At 35.9% G+C, this 25,280-nt stretch carries 20 protein-coding genes; 7 read left to right on the forward strand and 13 right to left on the reverse strand.

What is annotated here, in order from left to right; translation table 11 throughout:
* Positions 1–1,446 (forward strand): tetratricopeptide repeat protein, encoded by a 1,446-nt coding sequence (locus AC2A07_RS04690; RefSeq protein ID WP_484049435.1) that lies wholly within the window; start codon positions 1–3, stop codon positions 1,444–1,446.
* A gap of 206 nt (positions 1,447–1,652) precedes the next feature.
* Complete coding sequence (locus AC2A07_RS04695; protein WP_484049436.1) at positions 1,653–2,426, forward strand: hypothetical protein; 774 nt, start codon at positions 1,653–1,655, stop codon at positions 2,424–2,426.
* 961 nt (positions 2,427–3,387) lie between these two features.
* Here AC2A07_RS04695 and AC2A07_RS04700 read toward each other — a convergent pair.
* The 8 genes from AC2A07_RS04700 to AC2A07_RS04735 all read right to left on the reverse strand — a co-directional run bounded on the left by AC2A07_RS04700 (position 3,388) and on the right by AC2A07_RS04735 (position 10,769).
* Positions 3,388–4,824: a serine hydrolase gene (locus AC2A07_RS04700; RefSeq protein ID WP_484049437.1), complete on the reverse strand. Its 1,437-nt coding sequence runs from the start codon at positions 4,822–4,824 to the stop codon at positions 3,388–3,390.
* A 275-nt stretch (positions 4,825–5,099) separates the two neighbouring features.
* A complete protein-coding gene (locus tag AC2A07_RS04705) occupies positions 5,100–5,552 on the reverse strand; it encodes an SRPBCC family protein (protein ID WP_484049438.1) in 453 nt (150 codons plus the stop codon).
* Between the two features lie 59 nt (positions 5,553–5,611).
* Positions 5,612–6,499: a helix-turn-helix transcriptional regulator gene (locus tag AC2A07_RS04710; RefSeq protein WP_484049439.1), complete on the reverse strand. Its 888-nt coding sequence runs from the start codon at positions 6,497–6,499 to the stop codon at positions 5,612–5,614.
* Positions 6,500–6,678: 179 nt separating this feature from the next.
* Positions 6,679–7,410 (reverse strand): DUF3108 domain-containing protein, encoded by a 732-nt coding sequence (locus AC2A07_RS04715; protein WP_484049440.1) that lies wholly within the window; start codon positions 7,408–7,410, stop codon positions 6,679–6,681.
* 452 nt (positions 7,411–7,862) lie between these two features.
* A complete protein-coding gene (locus tag AC2A07_RS04720; RefSeq protein ID WP_484049441.1) occupies positions 7,863–8,045 on the reverse strand; it encodes a hypothetical protein in 183 nt (60 codons plus the stop codon).
* A 164-nt stretch (positions 8,046–8,209) separates the two neighbouring features.
* On the reverse strand, positions 8,210–8,608 hold the full coding sequence (locus AC2A07_RS04725) for a hypothetical protein (protein WP_484049442.1): 399 nt from the start codon (positions 8,606–8,608) through the stop codon (positions 8,210–8,212).
* Positions 8,609–8,914: 306 nt separating this feature from the next.
* Positions 8,915–10,090: an MFS transporter gene (locus tag AC2A07_RS04730; RefSeq protein WP_484049443.1), complete on the reverse strand. Its 1,176-nt coding sequence runs from the start codon at positions 10,088–10,090 to the stop codon at positions 8,915–8,917.
* A gap of 97 nt (positions 10,091–10,187) precedes the next feature.
* On the reverse strand, positions 10,188–10,769 hold the full coding sequence (locus tag AC2A07_RS04735) for a TetR/AcrR family transcriptional regulator (RefSeq protein ID WP_484049444.1): 582 nt from the start codon (positions 10,767–10,769) through the stop codon (positions 10,188–10,190).
* Between the two features lie 391 nt (positions 10,770–11,160).
* On the opposite strand from AC2A07_RS04735, the gene AC2A07_RS04740 reads away from it, so the two are divergent.
* From AC2A07_RS04740 to AC2A07_RS04750, 3 genes are all read left to right on the forward strand, one after another.
* Positions 11,161–11,376, forward strand: a complete 216-nt coding sequence (locus AC2A07_RS04740) for a hypothetical protein (RefSeq protein WP_484049445.1) — start codon at positions 11,161–11,163, stop codon at positions 11,374–11,376.
* The gene (locus tag AC2A07_RS04745) at positions 11,373–12,053 is read left to right on the forward strand and encodes a helix-turn-helix domain-containing protein (RefSeq protein ID WP_484049446.1); all 681 of its coding nucleotides are present in this window, start codon (positions 11,373–11,375) and stop codon (positions 12,051–12,053) included. The genes AC2A07_RS04740 and AC2A07_RS04745 overlap by 4 nt, the downstream gene beginning before the upstream one ends.
* Before the next feature lie 104 nt (positions 12,054–12,157).
* Entirely contained in the window at positions 12,158–13,285 is a 1,128-nt protein-coding gene (locus AC2A07_RS04750) for an NADH-dependent flavin oxidoreductase (RefSeq protein WP_484049447.1), read from the forward strand.
* 206 nt (positions 13,286–13,491) lie between these two features.
* On the opposite strand, the gene AC2A07_RS04755 is transcribed toward AC2A07_RS04750, so the two are convergent.
* Positions 13,492–13,842, reverse strand: a complete 351-nt coding sequence (locus AC2A07_RS04755; RefSeq protein WP_484049448.1) for a winged helix-turn-helix transcriptional regulator — start codon at positions 13,840–13,842, stop codon at positions 13,492–13,494.
* Positions 13,843–13,908: 66 nt separating this feature from the next.
* Between AC2A07_RS04755 and AC2A07_RS04760 the strand changes: the two genes are divergently transcribed.
* On the forward strand, positions 13,909–14,850 hold the full coding sequence (locus tag AC2A07_RS04760; RefSeq protein WP_484049449.1) for an NmrA/HSCARG family protein: 942 nt from the start codon (positions 13,909–13,911) through the stop codon (positions 14,848–14,850).
* Positions 14,851–15,363: 513 nt separating this feature from the next.
* Positions 15,364–19,269 (forward strand): response regulator, encoded by a 3,906-nt coding sequence (locus AC2A07_RS04765; RefSeq protein WP_484049450.1) that lies wholly within the window; start codon positions 15,364–15,366, stop codon positions 19,267–19,269.
* A gap of 350 nt (positions 19,270–19,619) precedes the next feature.
* On the opposite strand, the gene AC2A07_RS04770 is transcribed toward AC2A07_RS04765, so the two are convergent.
* From AC2A07_RS04770 to AC2A07_RS04785, 4 genes are all read right to left on the reverse strand, one after another.
* Positions 19,620–20,264, reverse strand: a complete 645-nt coding sequence (locus AC2A07_RS04770) for a response regulator (RefSeq protein ID WP_484049451.1) — start codon at positions 20,262–20,264, stop codon at positions 19,620–19,622.
* Complete coding sequence (locus AC2A07_RS04775) at positions 20,264–20,998, reverse strand: sensor histidine kinase (RefSeq protein ID WP_484049452.1); 735 nt, start codon at positions 20,996–20,998, stop codon at positions 20,264–20,266. The genes AC2A07_RS04770 and AC2A07_RS04775 overlap by 1 nt, the downstream gene beginning before the upstream one ends.
* 72 nt (positions 20,999–21,070) lie before the next feature.
* Positions 21,071–23,806, reverse strand: coding sequence for a response regulator (locus AC2A07_RS04780; RefSeq protein ID WP_484049453.1), 2,736 nt, complete (start codon positions 23,804–23,806; stop codon positions 21,071–21,073).
* A 27-nt stretch (positions 23,807–23,833) separates the two neighbouring features.
* Positions 23,834–25,270, reverse strand: a complete 1,437-nt coding sequence (locus AC2A07_RS04785) for a hypothetical protein (RefSeq protein ID WP_484049454.1) — start codon at positions 25,268–25,270, stop codon at positions 23,834–23,836.
* Positions 25,271–25,280 lie beyond the last annotated feature (10 nt).

A 25,280-nucleotide genomic window follows, 5' to 3' on the forward strand; every position in this document is an offset into this window, starting at 1 on the left:
TTGGTAAGCTGTAAAAAATCGTCGAAAAGCTCTCGTGAAATTAATGAAATCGACAGTCTTCTTAAGATATCTGATGATTACATAGATGTCAATTTTCATAAATCTAATTTCTACGCAAGAAAAGCAGCTGAAAAATCCGAAAATGTAAACGATTCTTACAGGAAATCATTAAGTTATTATTATCTCGCAAAAAATTATTCATCTCTGAGAAAATTTGATCAATGTCATACGTATATCAGAAAAGGATTTGGTGAGAAAGCAACCTTATCAGATCCGTTTCTAAATGCACTTTTTATATCTGTCAATGCAAACTATCACAGCAGGGTAGGACTACTGCAAAAAGAAAGTGAAGAGAATTTCAAACTCCTAAAATTACTTGAAAATAAAAGCGATATTGATTCAAAATTACTATATGCCAATTCATTAATGGCAGTAGCAGATAACTATACCGAGAAATCAAATTTTATGTTAGCTCGTCAATTTGCAGAGAAATCTTTGAAACTAGTAGAAAGCATTCCAGAAAAAGAATATTTGCGGTCTCGTAAAATATTAAGACGTAAGACATATCTTTATTACTACTGTGCAGTCCTATTTCTCCAGGCAAAGAATCCTGACAAGGCTTTATTTTTTATTAAAAAATCCTATGAACAGGTGTCTAAAGAAAAAAGCAGAAATAGCGGATTGCCACTTGAATGCTTTGGAGATTATTACATGCAAAAAAAAAACTATCGTGAAGCAGTTATTTATTATAAAAAATCTATTGAAATTAAGCAGCAGTTTTATCAGAGGACGTATCCTACGGACACAAAAATTGCTGAAGCCTATTTTAAGATTGGAATGGCTGACAGTGCCAATTTTTATTTGTCGAGAGCAGAGAAATATAGGAATCTGGATTTGAAATCAAATAATTTGGACTCAGCGAATGCAGAGCGGTATCTTGACGAGGAAGAGAAGGAAATTGTTCGAAAAGATAATATTAATTATGCAATCATCGTACTGTCGACTATTATTGTTTTACTTGCAACGATCTTATATCTATACAACTACCTAACTAGATTGAAGATAAATAAATCAATGCGTATCTCAGAGAATGAAATAATCATTAAGGAGAAACAAAATGAGATTGATGATTTAAATGTAAAGCTTAACGAATCTTTTGAAGAGCTTGTAAAATTAGCAAAGGAAAACTCACCGTATTTTTGGATCAGATTTCAGGAAGTGCATCCTCATTATCGTAGTAAAATACTTTCGTTAAATCCGAACTTACGAACTTCCGAATTAACACTCAGTGCATATATCTATTTAGGTTTTACCAGCAAAGAGATCGCAGCGTACACCTTTAAAGCGGTAAAAACTATAGAAAATAATCGATCTAATTTTCGGAAAAAAATAAATCTTTCTCCAGATAAAGATTTGTCGGTATTTATCAGAGAATATGTAATGTGAATGATGTTTTTATTTTAATGTGTTGATTATTAATGTTTTATTTTTTGAGGTAGGTTGTTGGGGGGCTGTTTTTTTTGAGTTTTTTGAACTTTTTATTTGATTTGCAGAAAAGTTTTTCATCTGGGAAGCTAAAAGATGATCAAATAAAAACACTCAAAAACAACAAGTAAATGATTAACAAAAAGAAAATCTTAATTTTGATTTTAATGGCAACACAATTATTCTTTTCACAAGTTGGAATTAACACAGTTTCGCCCAATGCTACTCTCGATGTAACTGCCAGGTCAACAGATGGCAGTAAACCAGAAGGCATTTTACCTCCCAGGCTGACAGGTGATCAGATAAAATCTGCAGATAGCCAATACGTAACTGCTCAAAACGGTACATTGATTTACGCTACTGCTCCTGTTACCAATTCAACTCCAAAAACGGTGAATATCACAGCTGCTGGTTATTACTTTTTTGACGGTTCTGTTTGGAAAAAAATGCTTGCTACCGTGAATAACAACAGTTGGTTGTTGGCTGATACTGCATTGAGTTCCAGTATTAATCAAAGTCAGAGCCTTACATTGGTAACAAGCGACAGCGGGCCATATGAATTAGTTAATAACACTACATTAACAATTACAGTACCTACAGGTTATTCACAAAACAAAGTGGTTTTAAGGTGGGATATCTGGGGAAGTTCATATCCTACGCCTGGTTTAGCCCCTTCACAGGGGAGCTTACGGTATGCTGTAAGACAACAGCTAGGAAGTAATACGCCTACTCAGATTGTGAGTATCATGATGAGCGGATGGGTTAATGCATTCGATACCGGTTTAGGGCCCAGATGGAATGCTCCTGTAGTTTATACTATTAATAATCCTGTAGCAGGCACGTATAAATTTGATTTAATGGTCCACAGAGAGGGTGAGATTAATACAGGAGGCGCAAATATCTGGGGAGCTCAGGGAAAAGCTGATGTCTATGTAAAATAATTTTTAACACAAATCTATATATAGCCCTTTAAACAATTGTATCAACTACAAAGAAATTTGGTAGGTTACACAGTCCATTATGATTTCTTTCCTAATGGACTTTTTCAAAGTATTTTGTCAAAATGGTTTTGAACTTTATCAACGTCAATTATCTCTCAGCTGAAACCGCCAAAAACTATATTTTAAGTTTCTGAATTGATGATTTTAAAAGGATATTTTCCTAAATTCTGTATACTTTAGCATAAAGTGATTTAGAATATTCAATCAAACGGTTTTTATTTTCTACATGTTTTTCATGATGAAATATGTTGATACCAGTTCCTTTACAGATGGTTGTTTCAATTTTAAATTTTGCATAAGAAATGCAAAACGTTATGGAATGTTTTCAGCTAAGAAAGCAAAGTCAATTAAACTAAAATCGTTCACAGGAAAATTGAAATTAGGTATGAAAGCCTGTAATTTTGTACTAAATTATTTTTTACAATAAATACCAAATCCCTATTATATATTAGGTCTTAATTTAACCTCAGTTCGGGATAAGGCTCTATAAAACGCAAAGCTAAACAAAAATAGTAATTACGTGATTTTCTAAGATTTAGGATATACAAAGGCGTGAAACTTATCAAGGTAATACAAAATTCTTGTATAGCTTTGATAAACGAAGTGGCATTGTTTAACTTGAAAGCGTTTCAAAAAAGTAGTATTTCTTTGTTTTTCTTTGCGATAAAATAGCATTATTTTGAAAATCAATTATTTAAAAAATTGTTTATCCCGAACTCATTTTAATTTAATAAAATCTTATCCGGTAAATTTTGAGTAGGTGGAATAAATACCAGCTAATTCAGGCAGCTATGATAATGTTTTGCTCAAAACCTGTGAGATTCCTCCTGCCGCATGCTCAGATTATAGGGAAACGGAGTATTAAAATTTTATGATTGGTATGTGTTTATAAAAAGCAATTTTATTTTGAGGATAAATTTTCCAAAACCTTTTTCCCATTTTCATTGTCCGGATTCAATTCTATGGATTTTCTGTACATCTCAATGGCTTTGTTTTTATCTCCCATTTTCAATAAAATTTCTCCGTAGCTGTCATAGGCATTCCAACTCTTTGGGAATAGATAAACATTAAGCTTGAAAATCTCTAAAGCTTCTTTCTGTTGATTATTGGCCATCATTCGGTATGCCCAATTATTTAGGTCGGATTCGTTGGGACTGAATGAGGGATTGGTCTTTTGTTCTTTTTTTACAAAATCAGTTGCTTTGTCAAATCCTATTTTCCTCAGATTTTTCCTTAAATAAGTCAATGCATCCGCCTTTATAATATCAGCGTTATAGCAACCGGCAATTTCTTCGATAAAATCTTCGGGAGCACTTCCTGCCAGGTTGGTCAATACTATAATTGCCAGATTATCGTCAGGATATACCATTATTACAGATCTGTTTCCTCCTGACATTCCAATCGCTCTATGACTTTTCCTGAATTTGGCAATGCCCCAGCCACGCGTCCAATTGGTAGCAGTTCCATTATTGAATTTCCCTGGCGACCACATCATATTCAATGTTGATGACTTTTTAAATAATTTACCGCTTTGCAGTGCGATGAGCCAGTTTCCAATATCTTCAGCGGTACTGTTGATACCTGCTCCTGTTCTTGTGAAATCAGGAAATTCTGTATAGGTATTGGTCAGTTTCGTCTCACCTTTTCTGCCGTCAAAAAAACTGTTGTAACGGTATGATGGCGAATAGTTGGGGATAATGTCCCTCGAATCTCCAAATACCGTATTTTTAAGATGAGCGATCTTAAATTGATTTTCCTCAAAATCAATTGTAAAAGATTTATTGGTAAGCCTTTCAATAATTTTTCCCAGCAAATAATAATTCGTCTGGTTGTAACTGAACTGTTCTCCTGTTTTAAATTCCAAAGGAAGTGTCTTGAGTTTTTCCCATATCGCTGCCTCGGTTTTTAACGGCCCAATATTTCCGGTCATTGGATCAAGTAATTGAAGGATCTCAGGTAATCCTGAAATATGGGTCAGCAGCTGGTCAACAGTGATCTTTTGCCATTCAGCAGGAAGATCTTCCAGATATTTACTGATCGGGTCATTCAATTTAATTTTATCCTGTTCGACCAGCTGCATCACAGCAACTCCGGTGAACACCTTTGTATTCGAGTTGATCGGGAAAATTGTTGTATTGCTTACCGGAAGATTATATTGCAGATTGGCTATCCCATAGGATCTGCTTAGGAAGATCTTACCATTTTGTACAACTGCCAATTGCAAACCTGGGATCTTCCTTTCTTTCATTTCTCTGTTAATGATCTCATCAACTTTGATTTCTGTTTGCTGTGCGGAAAATTGTAAACAAGCTAGTAGTAGTAAAAAATAGATTCTCATATTATCAGGACAACCATACAAGACGTTTTATTACATCAAGAGAAAGATACAAATTTATCAATGTTTTATTTCTGGGCATATCTTTGAGAGATAAATTCATTAAACCATTAATCTTTGAAAAAGGCTGCTAATTTTTTTATCTCTTTTTGTTTTGGAACTATTTTCAGTACTTTTCTCCAAGGTCTAAATTTATAGACGTCACAATCAGTTTTTCAATTGACCAATTCTATTTTTGCTCATTTCATATTCTCTGAACCAATTTTTTTTCTTTCAGGTTATTTTTCTAACATTTTTTTCAGCCCATCCATTACATATCCCCAATTCTTTTCTGAATGGTCTTGAGTTTCTTGAGTTTTAAAACCTCCTTGAACTATGGTAAAGATTGTTCCGTCTTCGTCTGCTGATAATTCGTACTTAATTTCCGAATAGTTTTCAGGAATATCTTCTGTTCCTGAAAATGAACTCCAATAATTGTAAAATATGAATTTTTCAGTTTCAATGTCTATTACATTTCCTCTGTCTTCGTATGGTTTTCCGTCATAAATTCCTTTATAAAGTATTGGGCTTCCTTTCTTCCATTCACTAATACATTCCGTTCCAAAGAAATATATCTTAATAAGTTCAGGATTTGTCAATGCATCCCAAACTTTAAAAGTCGAAGCATTAATGCGAATAGACTTTTTTAGTGTTAATTCTGTTTTGATTTTTAATTTACTATCTTGTTTCATATGAATTAATATAAATTGAATCACAAACATAAAAACAAGTTTAAAAGTTAGATTGCCATTTAAGGATTATTCCTAATAGATTTGGGAGCAAAACCGAATTTCTTCTTAAAAGCATTGCTGAAATGTTGTGGCGTTGCATAGCCAAGACTGTAAGCAACCTCAGAAGAAGTTTTTTCAGTGTCTTTCAAATATTGCATAGCTAAATCTAGCCTTTGGTCTGTCAAATATCCAAAAACAGTACTATTGAATACTTCCTTAAATCCGCGTTTGAGTTTGTATTCATTTAGCCCGATGGTTTTGGCAATTTGGTTTAAATTTGGTGGGCAAGTCAAATTTTCATTTATAAAATCTCTAGCAGCAATAATTTTTTCTTTGTCGCTTTTATTTTTTACAAATATTTCTTTTTTATTTTCGGAATGTGAATAAGATTCAGCAGACAGCACAAGTAATTCTATACTTTTGGAAAGCAAAAACATTTTTTTGAATTCGCTAGAGTAGTTGCAATTTATGATTTGCCTTATTACTTGTTCAATTGAAAAGTCAATCGTTCCCCAATTTTGAGATAGTAAATCGCTTTTTCCTGAAAGAATATTTTCTGAAAATCGTTTAATTTGGTCGTTGGCATTTTGGGTAAAATCAACAAATAATTCTTTTGGAAATTGAATCCCAAATGTTTCTATTTCAAATGTCTTATTTTCAATCTCAATGTCAAATCCGTCTGAATACATTATGTTATGGTGTCCGCCAATAAGGTCAAATTTTTTCTCAAGTTGTTTATATGAAAATTCATAATTACCTTTCAATCCAAAGTGCAGCCGCACTAAATCAGTGTCATTACTTGTAGAAAAATTGCCCAATTTTTCATAATTTGATATTGAATGCGTCAATTTAATATTGTCACAATTCCAGTGTCTTATTGTTGATTTGTCAATATTGCGTTTTGTCATTATTCTATTTTCGTTCTAATTTATTAATTACTCTTCATCGAACCTTAACTTAATTCAGGTGCGATACAAAAAAGTGAATATCTACCAATTCATTTGATATATATTCACTTTTTAATCAAGCATAATATGCTAAAAAAGCATTTGTTTCATCGCAATTGCTGCTATTGGATACCTACAGATTATTTCACTTTTTCCATTATCATTTTGTTTGTTCCCCTATCAATTTCCTGTTTCAGATATTGATTGGTTTCAGAATCAATATAATAAGTATTTATAACTTTGTTTTGCGAAATACCATCTGTCACAGTAACAATCCAGACAGGTCTTCCATCAAGGAGACCTCTCGTTGTATTGGTTATATTTGCTTTTAGAATTGCAGCTTTTGTCACAGGATTATAGTCAAAAATTGTCATTTCTGTCTTATAATTTTCTTTTAGCGGAAGCCAGCGGATTATTTGAGGATAAATATTACTGTCAAAAAAGTCGCCGGTGGTCTTTTCATTAATATCTGTTTTTTTATTCTCTTTTTTATCCAGATAAAAACCAGTTGTTTGTTTTCCAAAATTAAGGTTTATGTCTCTTTGGGTGTTTACTGAAGTATGTTTTACTGCATTTAAGTTAGGAAGTTCCGCTATAGTTTCATCAACCCAGTCCGGCATATTTTTCATTTTTACCGTAGTGGTGACTTTTATTGTATTTTTTGTTTTTGAGATATTAGTAAATACCTTTCCAATTTGAATTTTTGCAGTATCCCGAACTGCAAACCAATTCATTTCAAACTCTTCATTTTTAATTAGTGTCTCAATGATTTCATTGTGATTAGGGGATTGTATTTTCTCTTGGGCATTTGCAGTAAAGCATAGTAAAGAGAGACCTGCAGATAGAAGAAATAAAAATTTTGTAGATTTCATATAGAATATTTTTATAAAAGTTAGTGTGCAAAAAACGATAATAGTTACAGTACACCAATTTTTAATATACTCTCATGATAGGCTTTTCAACGCACACGCTAAGCAATGTATAAAATAGATACCTTGATTTTTTGTGAAAACGATATTTAACCCAATTAATTTTGTAGTAGATTTTGCTTTCCGATGAAAGTCGGGTTGCAAAAATGCAATTCCTACTTTTGGTTGGAAACGCTTTTTTGCAAAATAAGCAGCAACCCCATTTTAAAAATAGATCTTTGCTCGGGCTTGGATTGTTTCTGAAAAAAGATTGTAGGTAATAATTTTACAAGTAAAAGTTTTTATTTTTATTGCCTTTATTTTAAGTATTGCATTTGTCCTTCAATTTCTGTTATAAAAGTTTCAACTTTTTGAATTACATCTTCAATATTTTCCTTTGATAACACAATTCTTTGTCACTTTTTATCTTTTTCGTTTCTGTGTACCATATCGTGGCGAGTTTTGATTACTTTCATCAAATCCTTTATATTGAGAAATTGTATTTTCAGAGTGTCTTGGTACAGATTTTTAACTTTTGGTAAATCGTGATAAATTATATCGATAAGCTCTTGCTTGACGATATCTGTTAATTTTTCCATCTGATCATAAATTTTATTCATTCATGTGAAATCGGCGATCTTTTATTTTGGGACCGTAAAATCATACGTCATATCCAGAACTTCCGTGTCATTTTTAGTATCATATATTACAGCATACCACTTGCTGTAGTTTGTGGCAAGCAATGTAATTCCATTGAGTGCGATCACCCCTTGGTAGTCATAAAAATTATTACTTTCATCATATATAGGAAAAGCGCCTGAATAGGATATTTTGAGTTTTTTGGTGCATTAACATATCCTTTTCCATCATGAATCCTGTAACTGATAAACTCATCTCCGGAAGGATTGTTAAATCTCAACACAGTTGTGCTGTCTTTAAAGAGTTTAATATTCATACCGCGATTCAAATTGATACGGAATGCAGTATTTTTTATCGGAATATTTGAAAGTGTTACATCAAAAGCGATCAGTCCGTCTTTCATCGATATCCGAACTTTTCCACTGATGTGCGGCGCTGATGGATTCTGAGCAAAAATGTGATTCGAGGAAATAAGCATCCGGAAAATGAGTGAGATTGCGATAAGAAAACTGTTTGGTTTCATAAATTTTTTGACAGTTTTATTGATGTTGCTTTATTCAGAACGCAAAGAAAAATTGAAAACAGTGATCTCGCAAATTAAAAACTAATCGATCTTTGTAATTTGTCAGATCAAAATATCATTCTATAAATGTTTTCGTTTGGTCTCACTCTCAATTTGTTTTGAAAAGAATGAAGTGAAGTGTTGTCATCAATATACAACTTCATTTTTTTATTCAGTTAATAAAATAGTTTTAGAAAAATTGAATAACAGCGAACGCGTATGCTGATTAACAATACAGCATGTAGGAAGGTATAATGCCACAATATATCAGTACGATGATTTTTCTGAATGATGATTATCTAAATAAGCGCGCCATATAATGACAAAAATAGCTAAAATACCAAAGACAATTCCTGCCCAAGGTGTTACCGATAATCCATTTTGGGAAATAAAGAAACCGCCGACAGATGTTCCTAATGATACCCCCAGGTTCCCAAATGAGGTCTGCAGGCTATTGGCGAATTCTTTGGCGTCCGGCGCTGCTGAGATCATATAACCCAAGCCGATCAAAAAGCAGGGACCGTACATAATTCCCCAGATACCTGTAACCAGCGCAACATTTAAAAAAGAAGTATCTGTATATTTAAATGCAAAAGGGATCACAAATATACCTGCAATAAAAAACAGGGCCGTCCAGAACATATACTTTCCCAATAATTTGCCCGCTACGTAGTTTGAAATTACACCCATTGCTCCGAACAGCAGTAGCAAAAGACTTATTTCTTTTTCACTCATATGCTTTTCTTTACTCAGATAATCTGCAAAATAGCTGTATGAACAAAACCATGCGGTTATAAGCAGTAAATTCAAAAGTGTACCTGAGATAAATCTTGGTCGTGTCAGTATTGATAGCTGACTTTTAAAAGAGGCAGGCTGTTCGTTAGGCAAAGACGGAAGAAATTTAAGAATAATCAGTATCGTCAGTAGTATGATAAATCCCTGGACGACATAGGTCACCTGCCAGGAATATATACTCGCCAGAAATGTACTTATTGGGATCAGAGTTACCTGCGCAAGAGCTATTCCACCGATGATAACAGCCGTAAGACGCATCTGATCTTTTTGTGATGTACCTTTTACAGCTGCTGCTATAGCCATAGAAAAAAAAGCAGGGTGAAGGAGCGTAGGCAGTATTCTAAGTATCATCAGGATTGAGAACGGTGGACTGAAAATTGAGAAAAGATTTGATATCAGGAATAATCCCATTGCCCACAGCATTATTATCTTCTTATCAAATCTGGACGCCAACAAAACCGTGAAAGGTCCTGTAATGGCAATGAATAAAGCAAATGCGCTGAGAAGATATCCGGCGGTGGCAATACTGATGTTATAATGTACGGCGATCTGTAGTAAGATACCAATGACTCCAAATTCTGTGCTGATAATTCCGACAACACCTAAGCAGCCTATGTATGCTATCTTTTTGTTTAAGTTTGTTTTCATAATAAACTGAACGGTTTAAAATAAGGTAAAAAAATATATGTTTATAAATTGTAGTACCGCAGCCAAGATGACCGGGTACCAGTAAATAGGAGTTAATTTACCGACTGATTAATTGAACCAATAGATTGATCATTGCATCTATTTGTGTTTTATTTTTGTACAAAACATAATTCTTGAGCAGGGTAGTGGATGAACTTGCAAAAAAGGCAGCAGTAGTTTCTGCATCCAATTCCTCTTTTACGAATTTTTGTTGAACACCACGCTGTAATATGGCCAGATAGACCTTTTCGATGGCTTTCTCATTTGCAACCAGCATTTGACTGATCTCCTTATCAACCAAAGCAATTTCAAAGATCATTCTTACAGCTAAGCAGACTTTATTGTCGTTAATGCTTTGTTTTACAGATAGATTCAATATTTTTACCAAATCTTCCAATGCGTTGTCACTTCTATCATTTAGAAAAGATTGATATTCTGATAATTTGGATTTTTGATATTTATCAAGACATTTTAGCAACAGTTCTTTTTTGTCACCATAAGTAGGATAGATGCTGCTTCTGTTAATCTTCATATGATTTTCAAGATCACTAAGTGACGTCACATGATATCCCTGCTCCCAGAAGAGATTCATTGCTATATCTAGCTTTTCTTCGTATCCAAACTCTTTTTTTCTTGCCATTACTCTGCAAATATACTATTTTAAACTGATCAGTTTATAATTTAGATCTAAAATATTCAATTAATTTTTGAATTCAAAATTGTTTTCGATCATGTAAGAGCAGATGTGGTTGTAACCTCTCTTTTAAATGACATGACTATAATGCATACCACACCTCGTTTTAACGTGATCAAAAGCAAATGATACTAAATTTCTTGTGTAAGCAAATCACTAACTAATTAACTAAAAATAGATACGATCAGTTAGTCAAGGTCTTCAGGCAGAAAACCTGTTTAAAGTAATTGATAAAATAAAACTCATTTTTCGTACATATGTGCTACAAGTCGATACTTTTGTATCCGTCAGATACCACTTAAAATTCGAACTTTGCAAAGTAAATAATTTATGAATTATGAAGCATTATGACGACCTGAATTCTTTCAGCAAAGATGTAGGAGTAGAGGCACCTGAGCATCCTCTCTTCAGTATTTCCTTTGGCCATAAAAGCAATGGCAGTATTGATGACATCGTTTTTAGTGCCGGTTTTTATATCATCTCTTTCCAAAAGTTCATCTCGGGCAGTATCATCTATGGCAGGAAAGAATTTGATCATGCAAGGGCAAGATGATTTTCTTCAGACCGAATCAGACCGTTACATTCAAGAATGTAAAGTCTGAGGATGATTGCTTTTTAATCTTGATCAAAGAGGATTTCCTGGTGGGAAACAAGTTACATAACGAAATCAATGATTACAGCTATTTTGATTATGAGACCCATGAGGCATTGTATCTTTCACCCAGCGAGGAAGACACGATTTGGAATCTGGTAAATATCATGCATAGAGAAACATATAACAATACTGATGATTACAGCAAATCGATCCTTCTTTCACATCTAAGTACTTTGTTTACTTATGCTCACCGCTTCTACAGAAGACAATTCATCAACCGTATAGAAGTCAGTGGTGCTTATGCAGGCAGATTCCAGCAGATGATCGATCTGTACTACAATGAAAACGAGTTTCGTCATAAAGGACTTCCCACGGTTGGCTATATGGCAAATAAACTTAATATCTCTCCACGTTATCTAAGTGACCTTCTAAAGCAGGAAACCGGTAAAACAGCTATCGAACTGATTCACATCCATTTGATAAAGGAGGCTAAGAATCTTTTGACAAACGGGAAAATGAATATTTCAGAGATCTCTTTTTCCCTGGGATTTGAAAATCCCAATTATTTTGCGCGGTTATTTAAAAAGGAGGTAGGGGTCCCTCCAAACATTTATCGCAACAATCATTTAAACTGATTTTTTGATCATAATACCGCCGCTTAAACACAGCAGAGGGAGAGCTATGCCCTTATGTGAAATCAAAATAACAAGTAAAATAAAAATTAAAATCAACATTTATAATGAGTACAGAAACAGATCAATTATTCGGGACTTTCAAATTTGAGAACGGGATCGAGACCAGGAACAGGATTGCAATGGCACCCATGACAACCTGGGCTAGCAATGATGACTATACTGTTGCAGACGATGAGATCAGACACTATGAGGCACGAAGTTCCAGTGTAGGTCTGGTAATAACTGGATGTACGAGGGTGATGGCCAATGGAATAGGATTTACCAATGAATATGCTTCTTATGATGATTCTTTCCTCCCCGGTCTTGAAAGACTGGCAACCGCTGCAAAGAAAGACGGTGCTCCCGCAATCCTTCAGATCTATCATGCCGGTAACAAAGCTGTTTTGGATCTGATACCGGATAACATTCCAGTGAGTGCAAGTGCTGTAGCACTAGCTCCGTCAGCATTTTATGCAGGGGGTACGGTATCAAGGGAACTTACAAACGTAGAAATTCTGGAAATGATCAAAGCTTTCGGAGAGACAACACACAGGGCTATCAAGGCTGGTTTTGATGGTATTGAGCTGCACGGGGCACATGGATTTTTATTACAGAATTTCTTTTCTCCCTATTACAATCAAAGAACCGATCATTGGGGTGGCTCAGCCGAAAAGCGTATGAATTTTGCGGCAGCAGTTATCAATGAGGTTAAGGATACGATAAAAAAATACGCAGAGAAACCTTTTCTTTTAGGATTCAGACTTTCTCCTGAAGAGCCCGAAAGTTACAGGGTCTGGGATACATTTCCTTTTATCGATAAGTTGATTGAATCTGGAATCGACTACCTCCATGTTTCACTGGCTGACCTGCTTTTTCAGAAGCCTTTAGACGAACATGATGGGAATCATACAATTTTGAGGCTGATCCTTAATCATGTTGGTCATAGAATTCCTGTACTATCTGCGGGAGGCATCAAACAGTCTAAAGACGCCGTTGAAGCGATCAATTTGGGATTGTCCCTGGTTGCTGTCGGACATGGACTCATTATCAATCCGGATTGGGTTGAACTTATTTCGAAAGGAGGAAAAGCCGATGAGGTTCTGAGTTTGTCCAAAGCCGATGAACTTGCGGTGCCCAAAAAGCTTCAGGCATTTATTAAGGTCGCTGCCGGATTTTTTCAGGTTACTGATTAATGGTTAAAGCAATTTTCTTCAATTTTTACTTTTATATCATCCATATCTTATTTACTCAGTGTTTGAGGATTGAACAACACCTCTAAATCCTCAAATTTGATAAAGAGTTATACGACCTTTCTCAGAAGCTTTACGCCCGGATATATCGGGCGTATTTTATTCGTTATCATATACATAATAACATTTTAAGATACCAGAAAAAAACATCAATCTTCCCGAATTTTATCACGATGGTGTTTTCCCCAGTCAATCAATCCTGTAACCACGTTTTGCAAAGAATCACAATAGTTGGAAACCGTATATTCAACGGCTGGTGGAGAGCTGTCATAGACTTTTCGTACGATAAGTTTATTCATTTCCAATTCTTTAAGTTCTTTCGATAAAACTTTACTGGTAATCCTATTCACACTCCTTTGTATGTCACGGAATCGGCTATTGCCCTCGTAAACAGCTACTAATATGGGCAATTTCCATTTACCGCTAATCACGTATAAACTATCCTGAAGATATTTTATTTGCTGTTCAACACTCGTATTGTCTTTTTGTATATCTGGCATCCTTTAGGTAACTGGTATAGTTTGTAAACCAGTAAGGAAGTAAATTTACAAAATAATTTAAATGATATGAATCAAAAAAAATTAATAGTAGTAGCAGGTGCTGCTGGTACTCAGGGACGAGCAGTTATTGATGCCCTGTTGACTAAAGGTATTGAGGTAAGAGCAATCGTACGGGATAAAAACAGTGCAGCTGCACAGGTGTTGGCTGGAAAAAACATAGAATTGGCCGAGGCAAATTTTGATGATGTGGATAGTTTAACTGAAGCTACGCGGGGTGGAACCGGTATATTCTCTATGCAGATGGGTTCTCATCCCGGAAACAAAGGGGCAGAATCACAACACGCAAAAAATCTGGTTGCTGCAGCAAAGGCTTCCGGAGTAGAGCAGATTGTACATACTTCCGTTGCCCGTGCAGGAGATCACAAAAACTTTATTGGCTGGGATGAAGGCAGATGGGAGCCTACTTACTGGGAGGAAAAAGCAGCTGCCAACAATATTGTAAAGGAAGCTGGATTTTCTTACTGGACAATCATAAAGCCACCAATGATAATGGAAAATTTACTGCCATCCAAAAGTGCAGTTGTTTTTCCAACCTTAAGACAGGACAAACTATTTACACCAATTGCGCCGGAAACAAAATTAGAATGGATTTCCCCTGTTGATATTGGTCGTTTTGCCGCAGAAGCTTTTGCAAAACCTGAAAAATTTAATCAAAAAGAATTTGCTATTGTCGGAGATAAACTGACCATGGCCGAAACTGCAGAAATACTGACAGCAGTTACAGGCAAATACCATGAAGCTAAAACGGTAACAGTAGAAGAAGCTGTAGAACTAGGCTTTTACGAGCCAGCTGCACAAAGTCATCTATGGCAAAATGTTGAAGGGTATAAAGTTGATCCACAGGAAGCCGCAGAATTTGGAATCGAGACAGAATCGCTGAAAACCTATTTAGAGCAAAACAAAGCTCTTTTACAGGAAACTTATAAAGAATCAGAGAATAAAAAGTAAAGCCCAAAGAATTCTTAAGAGTTAAATAGAATTTCTCGACTTTCAAAATAAGATCCCGACTTTAAATAAGACGGGATTTCTTACGGTATCTCCAAATGATTTAAATAAAATAAGTTTATTTCAATAATTGCTCTTTCACAGTTGTGAAGACAACTTAGATTTTAGTCCCGGTGATAAACTATTACCCAGTGAAAATTTTGGTAGTGAATGTTCAATTAGCTCTGCTTACCCTGTACCATTATCTTAGAACTATATAAACACTCGTTTTGCCTGAAATCTATAATTTATAACCTTTTTTCATGTAATACGTAAAATGAGTTGAGGTAAGCAGATGTTATCATCTGTAAATTCAGAACAGGATTATTGTCATTTGATGTGTGATTTTTGAATAAGTAGGGATTATACCATATCTGGAAGCTTATTATGTTTGTAAATAAAATTTTTATAAAAAGTTATTTTTATAGATATAATAATAATATTTATTTATTTTTAAATAATTTTGCGGCTAATAAGATGAATAATATTACTCCTGATAATGAGATAAGAAGATTGAAAAAATTAGAGTTTTTTGATCTCCTGAACTTAGGCAAAGATCCTCAATTTGATGTTTTTGCAGAGACTGCATGTCTGATTTCCGACTGTCCCGCTTCCTTGATTTCAATCATGGAAAGTGAAACACAGAATATCCAAAGCTGTATCGGTCTTGAGATCGATTCTGTAGAACGCAAAAACACGGTTTGCCAGTATTCAATAGCGAGTGGGGAAGTGGTGATTATCAATGATACGTTACTGGACGAGAGATCTCAGAATAATCCATTAATTTTGAATGGAGGGATTAGATTTTATGCAGGCGTACCATGTATCGACGACGAGGGTTTTCCGCTGGGAACTATTTGTGTGATAGATTACATTCCGAGAACTATAACAGACAGTCAGATTTCAGCACTCAAAAAGCTTGCACACGTTATCTCTAAACTTCTGATGGTAAAGAGAAAGACAATTTATGCAGAATATTTCGAGCAACTGTTCAATAGATCCAATAATTTGATCTGCGTTCTGGATGACAAATTGAAGTTTAAAGATTTTAATCCGGTAGTCGAAAAAATTTTTTCATTAAAAAAGGAAGAAGCGGTAGGGCTTGGTTTCAGTCAGATTTTCGGTGAAGACAATAAGGAAATTTTAAAGCTTAAAAACTTTTCCGAGATCACAGGAGAAGTGTCTTTTACTACTTCTACCGTAATTAAAGACGGCAGTCCAGTGATAGTAGAATGGTTATTGAAGTCCAATCAGGAACTTTCTGAAATTTTCTGTTTCGGAACCGATATTACTGCGCAGACTGAAGAAAAACGTCAGTTAGAAAGCTCAGAGAGACGTTTCAGGAGCTTTTTTGAAAATGCCATCGGATTGATGAGTATGCATGATATGGAGGGCAATATTCTCGCTGTCAATGAAAAAGGTAGAGAAATGCTGCATTATTCTGTGGATGAAGTTAAAAATTTAAACCTTAGAGACCTTGTTCCAGAGTATAGTTGGCCTTCTTTAAGTCAATATCTTGACCGGATTAATAAAAATAAGGAGGATTTCGGAACTATGATTCTGAAGGCGAAAAATGGGGTAGAGCAGATCTGGATGTATCATAACCTGGTTGAGATTGATAAAGAAGGAAAACCTTATACATTAAGTACGGCACTGAACGTCACCGAACGAATGACTTTAGAGAAAGATCTGGTTTATACAAAAAAAATGCTTGAGCAGACAAGTTCTGTAGCTCAGGTAGGTGGCTGGGAAGTAAATCTGAAAAAAGACACCGTATTCTGGTCACAAAGTACCAAAGAAATTCATAAAATAAGTGACGATTTTCAACCTGATTTTGAAAATGCTATTGGTTTTTATAAAGAAGACAGCAGAGAAAGAATTAAATTTTTATTCAACAGAGCGGTTACAGAAGGAATTCCGTATGATGATGAATTTCAGTTGGTACGTAATGACGGTGTTACGATCTGGGTAAGGGTAAAAGGAATTCCGGAATGTGAAAATGGTGTCTGCAACAGAGTTTACGGGATAATTCAGGATATTGATGTCTTCAAAAATATGTTCCTTGATATTGCTAAAAAAGAAGCAATGATGCAATCGTTTGTAACTTATGTTCCGGTTGCCGTGGCGATGTTTGATAAAGATCTTAATTATATTTCTGTAAGCAGCAGATGGAGAAATGAATTCAACATGGAAGAGACTGATATGATCGGAAAGAATCTTTTTACTGTATCAACAGATATTCCTGAAGAAAGAAAAGAAATTTATCGTGCTGCTTTGCAGGGTAAAACTTATATCAATGAGGATTTTGCGATTAGTATAGATGGCAAAAAAGAAATTCAGCATTTTGATCTTAAAGTTGGCCCCTGGTATCTCTCGGATAATGAAATCGGAGGGGTGATTGTCTCTGTACAGAATATTACCAGTTCTGTACACATCAATGAAGAACTTAAAAAAGCAAAAAAAATGGCTGATATCGCAAGCAAAGCAAAATCAGAGTTTCTTGCTAATATGAGCCATGAGATCCGTACACCTTTGAATGGAGTGATCGGGTTCTCTGATCTTCTTCTGAGAACTCCTCTCAACGATATACAGACTCAATACCTTCATTATATTAATGAATCAGGGGAAAACCTGCTGAATATTATTAATGATATTCTGGATTTTTCTAAAATAGAATCCGGAAAAATGGAACTTCTGATAGAGAAAAGTGATGTTTATGACATCGTAAGTCAGGTCATCAATGTAATCCTGTATCAGTCTCAGAAAAAAAATATTGAACTTCTTCTAAATATTGAGCCGGGACTTCCAAAAACGCTTTTACTTGATGAGTCCAGATTAAAACAGATCCTTATCAATCTTTTGGGTAATGCCGTAAAGTTCACGGGACAGGGTGAGATTGAGCTGAAAGTGGAAAAACTTCGCATGGATGAGAGCAACATTGTTCTGCGCTTTTCTGTGAGAGATACAGGAATTGGTATACCTGTTGAGAAGCAGAAACATATTTTTGACGCTTTCACTCAGGAAAACAGTTCTATCAGTAAACGGTACGGAGGAACCGGTCTGGGTCTTACCATTTCAAACAATATTCTCGGATATATGGGAAGTCATTTATCGCTGGTCAGTACGCCTGAAAAAGGTTCTGTTTTTTCCTTCGATATTGAAACTCCTTATGAAATATCCGAATTGAGAGAAGAGGAGGACCTCAATATAAAAAAAGTGCTTGTGGTAGATGATAATGAAGCAAACAGAATCATTCTTCAACACATGCTTACCTATAAAAATATAGAATCTACACTGGCTGCCAACGGAATTGAGGCTTTACAGATATTGATGAACGGTGAACATTTCGATGTTATACTGATGGACTATCATATGCCGGTAATTTCAGGTTTGGAAACAATTGATAAGATCAAAAAGTTGTTTAAAGAACGGAATGAGACTTCACCACTGGTTATTCTTCATACTTCTTCGGAGGAGCACGATGTCATCAATTCTTTCCGTAAAGAAGACAATTCTTATTTTCTTTTGAAGCCTATTAAATCTGATGATCTCTATAAAACACTTAAACGTGTAGTACAAAATAATGTGGTTGAAGTTGCTTCTAAAGGACTCGCTGAAAAAGAGCAGTTTTCTTTTATGAAAGACCTGGAAGTTCTCCTGGTGGACGATAATCCCGTGAATATGGTTCTGAATAACAGAATGATGAAATCGCTAACCCCCGATGCGCATCTTACAGAAGCGGTAGACGGTCTCAAAGCTTTGGAAGAATGTAAGAAGAAAAAATTCGCTATTATTCTTATGGATGTACAAATGCCGGTAATGAACGGTATTGAAGCCACACAACAAATCCGTCTCCTGCCGGGATATGAGAATGTACCCATCATTGGTGTAACAGCAGGAAACGTGCTGGGAGAAAAAGAAAAATGCCTGGAATCGGGAATGAATGATTTCCTGCCCAAGCCTTTGCGACAGGCTGATCTTTTAGAAAAGCTCAAAAAATATATTGTCAATAAAAAAGATAGCGATATTCAGGCAGAATATGAAGTAATAACGGAGAAATATATCAATATGGATATGCTGAATGAGCAGATTGGTGATGATGCTAATTTCAGAGAAATGTTTTTAAACCTTGTTATTAACGAGCTTATTCAGACAGAGAATACTATTGCTGCCACAACCGTTACAAAAAATCCCGACGATGTCAGAACAATTCTTCATAAGCTTAAAGGTACTGCCGGCACTGCCGGTCTTTTCAGGCTTTCAGACTGTGCGTTGAAATGGGAGAACAAAACAGATGAAAATATAGATTTTTCAGCGATGGAGAAAGAAATAAAAGAAGAAATAACAATAGGATTAGTCCTGATAAAAGGTTTAATAAAATAAAAAACCATATTCATTTTGACCGCAGTAAAAAAAATCTTTCGTAAAACTCTTTCTTCAAAGGTTAGATGATTCAGAAAAAAATTGGAAGTTGCAAAAAGTAAGACCAGAGATTTATTTAAGAATAGAATCTTCGTGATGTTGCGATGGGTAAATTCGATCAGGAAAAATAGATCAGATTGCACAGGGAATTCGTTATCATAGCTTTTATTGAGCTGCCGATCTCTTGTTTTGTCCACACAAAGTGATCACCAAGCATTTCCCGAAAAGTGCCGAGTCAAGAATTTTGTTATGAAGTACGAAATCCCATGATTGCCCGGGGTTGCCAAAACAGGAAATTATATATAGAAGATTTAATGATTGTACAGCCTGAGAATCTCCACCAATTCGGGTAAGGATCGTATTTTCAGCTTCTCAAACAGCCTGTTTTTATACGTGCTGACTGTAGATGAATGGAGATTAAGCTGATTGGAAATTTCTTTGAGGGGAAGGCCTTCTGCAAGCTTATTGGCAATTTGCAGTTCGCGGTCTGACAGCGCTTCAAAAGGGGAGTTTTTTGTTGCACCGTTTAATGATTCTAAAAACATCGCTTCTTTTACGTCTTCACTTACATATCGGCCGGTACCAAGCATCGCCGTCAAAGCATTTTCAATTACTGCAGTGGAGCTTTGTTTGCTCAGATAACCACCGGCACCCATCTTTAAATAACGCATTGCGTACACCTCTTCATCCTGAGAAGAAAACAGGAGAATTCTTAAAGCAGGTTGGTGCATTTTTATATAATCAATCGCTTCCTGAACAGAACCATTTGGCATATTGACATCCATGATCGCCAGATCAAATTCTTCCTTTGAAATTACTTTGTACAGTGATTTAAAATCCTCTACTTCAGAGATTACAGCGTCAGGCCGGAGGCGTTTTATAGTTTGTACTAAACCCATCCGGACGATACCGTGATCATCTGCTACTATAATACGAACATTTACTTTTAAACCCATTATTCTACAAATTTACGTACAAAAAGGGAAACTGTAGTGCCTTTATTTTCAGCAGAAATAATTTGGATGTTTCCATGCATCAAGGATACAAAATTTTTTACAATTTTCATACTCAATCCGGCCCCTTTCTCACCGGCAGTACCATGGAAAACGGGATTATCATAAGTGAAGATCGTAGACAAATATTTTTCATTCATTCCCGTTCCGAAATCGATCACAGAAATTATCACCTGATCATCTTCTGTAACTTCCTGCAGATGAATATCGTGTTCTGGTAAAGTGTATTTCACTGCATTATTGAGAATTTTGTCTAAAACATATTCCAGCAATGTACGATCGGTTGTAACAAATGCACTGGGATCTCCTTTAAAATAAAATTTAATATTTTTTTCTTTTAATTGACCAGCATATTTTTCTTCAAAATGTTGAAAAAGGTCTGTCAACATGATTTTCTCAGGTTTAATCTTAAATTCCCCGTACTGTGTTTTTAACCACGAGGTACTGTCCTGAATGGTTTGCAGGTTCTTTTGAGCATCGCTTTTTACCTGCGGCAGCAGCTTATAAAAATCTTCTTCACTGATGGTCTTTTCTTCCAACGCTTCTATAAGCCACAGAAAATTTCCAAACATTTCTTTAGAATCGTGAGACAGTATTGAGATCAGCCCGTTTTTAAAACTGATTTCATTTTCCAGCCTTTCGATCTTTAACTGTAGTTCGCTGATAGGGTCATTCATAAATTCGGTGTCAAAGCTTTAAAAAAAACTGCTACCAGTATTTCTTAAAACATAGTTTATTATTTATTTTTTTTAGATTTCTATACCAAACCATTTCTGAATCATCGTAGACAGGGTTTGTTTTAATAAAGGCTTGGCTAAAAAATCTGACATTCCGGCCTGCAGGCATTTTTCTTTCTCACCAGGCAGACTCCCTGCCGTTATTGCAATAATAGGTATTTCGATGTTTTTTTCCAAGGTCCTTATTTTTTTTGTTGCTTCAATACCGTTAAGATGAGGCATCTGAATATCCATTAAAATAAGATCCGGATTCTCTTTCTGGTATTTTTCAACCGCTTCAGTGCCGTCTTTTGCCTCAATGATCAAAGCCTGCGGAATAATATCTTTTAAATAAGTTTTGGTAAGAAGTAAATTTACAGCATTATCCTCGGCAATTAAAATTTTTATTTCGCGTTTACTCACTTCGTTTGCAACATGTTTTATTTGCACCGGTTTTTTCTTTTCAGAATTCTTCAAGGTGGATAAAACCTGATACATCTGTTTCATGCGAATCGGTTTTACAAGCCGGTTTTCTATTTCTAATTCGTCACAGGCATCCTGCAAATCAGTATCATCCGACGAACTGTACAAAACAATGCACGGTGCCACATGGCTGACTTCGGGAATGATATTTTTCATTTTTTTAATGGTTTCAATGCCATCCATAACAGGCATGTGATAATCCATAATGATCACATCAAATTCGGTTTTATCCATGATGAGGAGCAAAGCTTTCAGACCACTGTCGCATTCTGTTACGTCAATATTTTTCCGTTCCAGCATCCTTTTCAGGATTTTGCGGTTGTTTTCATTGTCGTCCACGATCAAAACTCTTTTAATATCAGTTAAGCTTAAATCATATTCTTCTTCCTCTGTATCGAACTGAATATCAAAGAAAAAATCGCTTCCCTGTCCCTGTTCGCTTTCGACCTCTAAAACACTGCCGGCAAGTGCCAGGATTTGGTTTGAAATAGTAAGTCCAAGACCCGTACCTCCGTATCTTTTGGTAATACTGCCGTCCTCCTGTGAAAATGCGTCGAAAATTTCTGCCTGTTTTTCGCTGCTGATCCCGATACCTGTATCCCGCACTCCAAATCGGATTCGTTTTTTTCCTTCTCCCAAATCATCCAAAACGTTAACATATAAAACAATCTCGCCTTCCTCTGTAAATTTTAAGGCATTGCTAAGAAGGTTGACGAAAACCTGTTTCAGGCGCATCTCATCAGTCCATATATATCTGGGTAAACTGTCGTCAATATCGATGAGCATTTCTAACTGCTTTTTGGTATTACTGTACGCAACAATATTGAAGGCTTCTGAAACCAGTTCTTCGATTTCTACTTTGTCCAGGTTGAGCTTAAGTTTTTGTTTTTCTAATTTTGAGAAATCCAGAATATCGTTGATGATGCTGTATAAGGATATACCGGATTGGTTGATGATTTCCAGGTACTGTCTCTGCGTTTCGTCCAGATTGGTTTCCAGAAGGAGCTCTGTAAAACCGATAACCCCATTTAAAGGGGTTCTGATCTCATGGCTCATATTGGCTACAAATTCAGATTTCAGGGCATAAGCTTTTTCTGCTGACTCTTTTGCTGCCAGGATCTCATTCTCCATCTTTTTTCTTTCGGTGATGTCAACGGCATTTGCCATCACCTGTAAATAACCGTCAATATCTTCGTCTATCGCACTCATAAAATGCCAGACTGCTTTTTCTCCATTTTTCTTACGGATGGTCATTTCACCTGACGCATGATTTGAAGTTTTGATCTGGTTCAGGTACATTTTTACATTTCCATGCTTTTCAGGGATGATGAGATCGAAAAGGTTTAGGCCAAGTAATTCTTCTCTTGAAAAGCCTGAGGCCTTTAAACCCGCCTCATTGACATCCAGAAAATTACCTTCGGTGTCATGAATACTTATGATTCCCTGGCTTTTTTCAAAAAGACGCCGATACTTGTGTTCACTTCTTTTGAGTAATTTTTTCCTGGTGGTAAATTCTGTAACATCTCTTCCTATGGTATAGACAACACCGGATTCAGGTTCAGGAATAGAAGTCCACTGGATCCATCTTACCTCTCCGGATTTTATCATGTATCTGTTGGTGAAATTAGACAGGGTTTCTCCCATCGCTAATGCTTCTACCGCCTGTAAAGTACTTTCTCTGTCTTCCGGATGAACAAATTCCACAAAACTTTTACTCATAAACTGTTCATCACTCCACCCCAGTATTTTAGAAAAGGCAGGATTTACTTTTACGAATTTACCTTCCAGAGACAAAACACCTAACAGATCGTTGGATGTTTCAAAAAGCGTGTCATAATTGGTTAACAGCTGTTCTTTTTCTTTACACAAAAACCATTTTGCCACTTGGTTCAGGATCTTATCAACAAACTCTTCCTCTGTTTTATCTAAACTTTTCTCTTCCCTGTCAAATACATTTAAATGCGCAGTCAGATTGGCCTCCAGACCGGGGATGGGATAGCTTCTGTGAAGTTTAAATTCAGTGATCCCAAACTCATAAACCGAAGTCTGATCATCCGAAAGAAAGTGGGGATTCTGAGGGTAAATATGATTGGGGGATGCATCACTGGAAGCAAGAATATAAACGTACCCCTCTGAGGCAATACTCATGGTACAAAGTTCCGTACCGGTTATCTTGGCAGCTGCTAAAACCAGTAAATCAAAAACATCGGTATATTTTTTTTCAAATGCATTTAATTTATCAATATAATACTGATCCGGCGATTGATTTTTACCATTAATGTCCATAAGGAAGTATTTTTTTATAGAGTATTGTTAGATTGCCGTAAAGCTGTAATAAACATTGATAGAGTAGGTGGTGTTTTCCTTCCCTACCAGACTTTGGGCACCTGCAGATGGTATTGTATACCGTACGTTCAGGCCCCGGTCCAAAACCGGTGTTCCGTTAAAGAGTATTTTTTGGGGAGTTTTGGATAAGGGAGCATTTACAGAACTTCCATCTATGCCAATCTGTAAAATATTGGAATTGATGTCGGTCTGAAGTCCGCCTTTCTTGAAATAATTTTCGTCTGATTTTACATACAGCTCAAAACTTTCATTATTGGACAGTATAATTTGGTTTGGGATCATTTGTGACTGACCATTGTTGTACTGTGCTGCTGTATTAAAATTGAAGTTTACATTTCGTCCGGAACCGGGGATGGTAATCTCCGACAGGGGTAGCACCTTTAACTGAACAGCCGTATTCTGCAAATTGTTAATTGAGTTATCTGTACTTCTGGCATTGAGGTTCAATTCAAACGTATAAGTTCCGGCTTCGAAAAAAAGGTTTTTAAAATCTTCCGCAGACACATAAAGCTCTGGAAGGAAGTTGTTTCTGTTTCCCGCTACGACACTGAAATTAGCAGCAGAAAAATTCTGAAAATCAGAAGTTAAGGCTTTGGTCATCAGGGTAGATCCGTTGCTGCCCAATTTAACGCTTCCTATATTTCTGGTGCCCGGAACACCTTTGGAAGAAGTGAACTGAATATTTGGGGCAGCAGCTTTCGCCCATAAATTAAAATCGACTGTATGTGCGATTTCCGCATTTTCCAAACTAAATGTCCGTGTGCCTGTGATTCGGTAATCATTCAGGGAAGATATTTCAATGTATTTTGTTAAAGATGTTGTGATCCATCTGATGGATTGGGGAATGACTAAAACTGTTTTAAAATTACGAGGAGTGAAATCATTATAATTCTGAAGAATATCCATAGAATAGTTCCCTGCCCGATAGGCATTGGCTGTAAACTGAGATGCCGGTATTTTAAATGTAAAATTGATATTTCCCCGGTTGAATCCTCCTCCGAAAATAACAGACCCTGGCGGTTCAAACCATTTTACAGCGCTTGTACTGAACGACTGAAAACCCGGTAAAAACCCGGAATATCCGTTAGAGGGCAGCTGTCCGCCCATACTTTCTAACTGCCACAGAAGAGTGGAGTTGGGTAAAGTGGATGAGGAAGAAGAATGCGTGAAAGTTGGTCCGGATACAGAGGTAAATGTTGGAGCTACAGGCGCAAATCCAAAAAAGGCATAATCCCAGTTTGTTCTGTTGGCGTTCACCATTACCCTTGTAGGCACTGAAGTAAATTCACTCCTGTTAAAAATATTATTTTCAGGAATCTGGAGATACACATCCTGAGCTTTCGTGACTGTCAACCCGCAGAACATAGTAAAAATTCCTATTAAAAAAGCCTTCATCTTTTTCATACTTCTAAAT

The organism is Chryseobacterium sp. HNCC26DJ238 (genome assembly GCF_057180465.1).

Bases quoted from the DNA above. Each gene is read 5' to 3' on its own strand.
- AC2A07_RS04775 (WP_484049452.1), bottom strand. From the start codon at position 20,998: ATGAATGACCCTATCAGCGAACTACAGTTAAAGATCGAAAGGCTGGAA.
- AC2A07_RS04785 (WP_484049454.1), bottom strand. From the start codon at position 25,270: ATGAAAAAGATGAAGGCTTTTTTAATAGGAATTTTTACTATGTTCTGC.
- AC2A07_RS04705 (WP_484049438.1), bottom strand. From the start codon at position 5,552: ATGAAACAAGATAGTAAATTAAAAATCAAAACAGAATTAACACTAAAA.
- AC2A07_RS04735 (WP_484049444.1), bottom strand. From the start codon at position 10,769: ATGGCAAGAAAAAAAGAGTTTGGATACGAAGAAAAGCTAGATATAGCA.
- AC2A07_RS04750 (WP_484049447.1), top strand. From the start codon at position 12,158: ATGAGTACAGAAACAGATCAATTATTCGGGACTTTCAAATTTGAGAAC.
- AC2A07_RS04755 (WP_484049448.1), bottom strand. From the start codon at position 13,842: ATGCCAGATATACAAAAAGACAATACGAGTGTTGAACAGCAAATAAAA.
- AC2A07_RS04725 (WP_484049442.1), bottom strand. From the start codon at position 8,608: ATGAAACCAAACAGTTTTCTTATCGCAATCTCACTCATTTTCCGGATG.
- AC2A07_RS04710 (WP_484049439.1), bottom strand. From the start codon at position 6,499: ATGACAAAACGCAATATTGACAAATCAACAATAAGACACTGGAATTGT.
- AC2A07_RS04715 (WP_484049440.1), bottom strand. From the start codon at position 7,410: ATGAAATCTACAAAATTTTTATTTCTTCTATCTGCAGGTCTCTCTTTA.
- AC2A07_RS04730 (WP_484049443.1), bottom strand. From the start codon at position 10,090: ATGAAAACAAACTTAAACAAAAAGATAGCATACATAGGCTGCTTAGGT.
- AC2A07_RS04740 (WP_484049445.1), top strand. From the start codon at position 11,161: ATGAAGCATTATGACGACCTGAATTCTTTCAGCAAAGATGTAGGAGTA.
- AC2A07_RS04760 (WP_484049449.1), top strand. From the start codon at position 13,909: ATGAATCAAAAAAAATTAATAGTAGTAGCAGGTGCTGCTGGTACTCAG.
- AC2A07_RS04745 (WP_484049446.1), top strand. From the start codon at position 11,373: ATGATTTTCTTCAGACCGAATCAGACCGTTACATTCAAGAATGTAAAG.
- AC2A07_RS04700 (WP_484049437.1), bottom strand. From the start codon at position 4,824: ATGAGAATCTATTTTTTACTACTACTAGCTTGTTTACAATTTTCCGCA.
- AC2A07_RS04770 (WP_484049451.1), bottom strand. From the start codon at position 20,264: ATGGGTTTAAAAGTAAATGTTCGTATTATAGTAGCAGATGATCACGGT.
- AC2A07_RS04780 (WP_484049453.1), bottom strand. From the start codon at position 23,806: ATGGACATTAATGGTAAAAATCAATCGCCGGATCAGTATTATATTGAT.
- AC2A07_RS04765 (WP_484049450.1), top strand. From the start codon at position 15,364: ATGAATAATATTACTCCTGATAATGAGATAAGAAGATTGAAAAAATTA.
- AC2A07_RS04720 (WP_484049441.1), bottom strand. From the start codon at position 8,045: ATGGAAAAATTAACAGATATCGTCAAGCAAGAGCTTATCGATATAATT.
- AC2A07_RS04695 (WP_484049436.1), top strand. From the start codon at position 1,653: ATGGCAACACAATTATTCTTTTCACAAGTTGGAATTAACACAGTTTCG.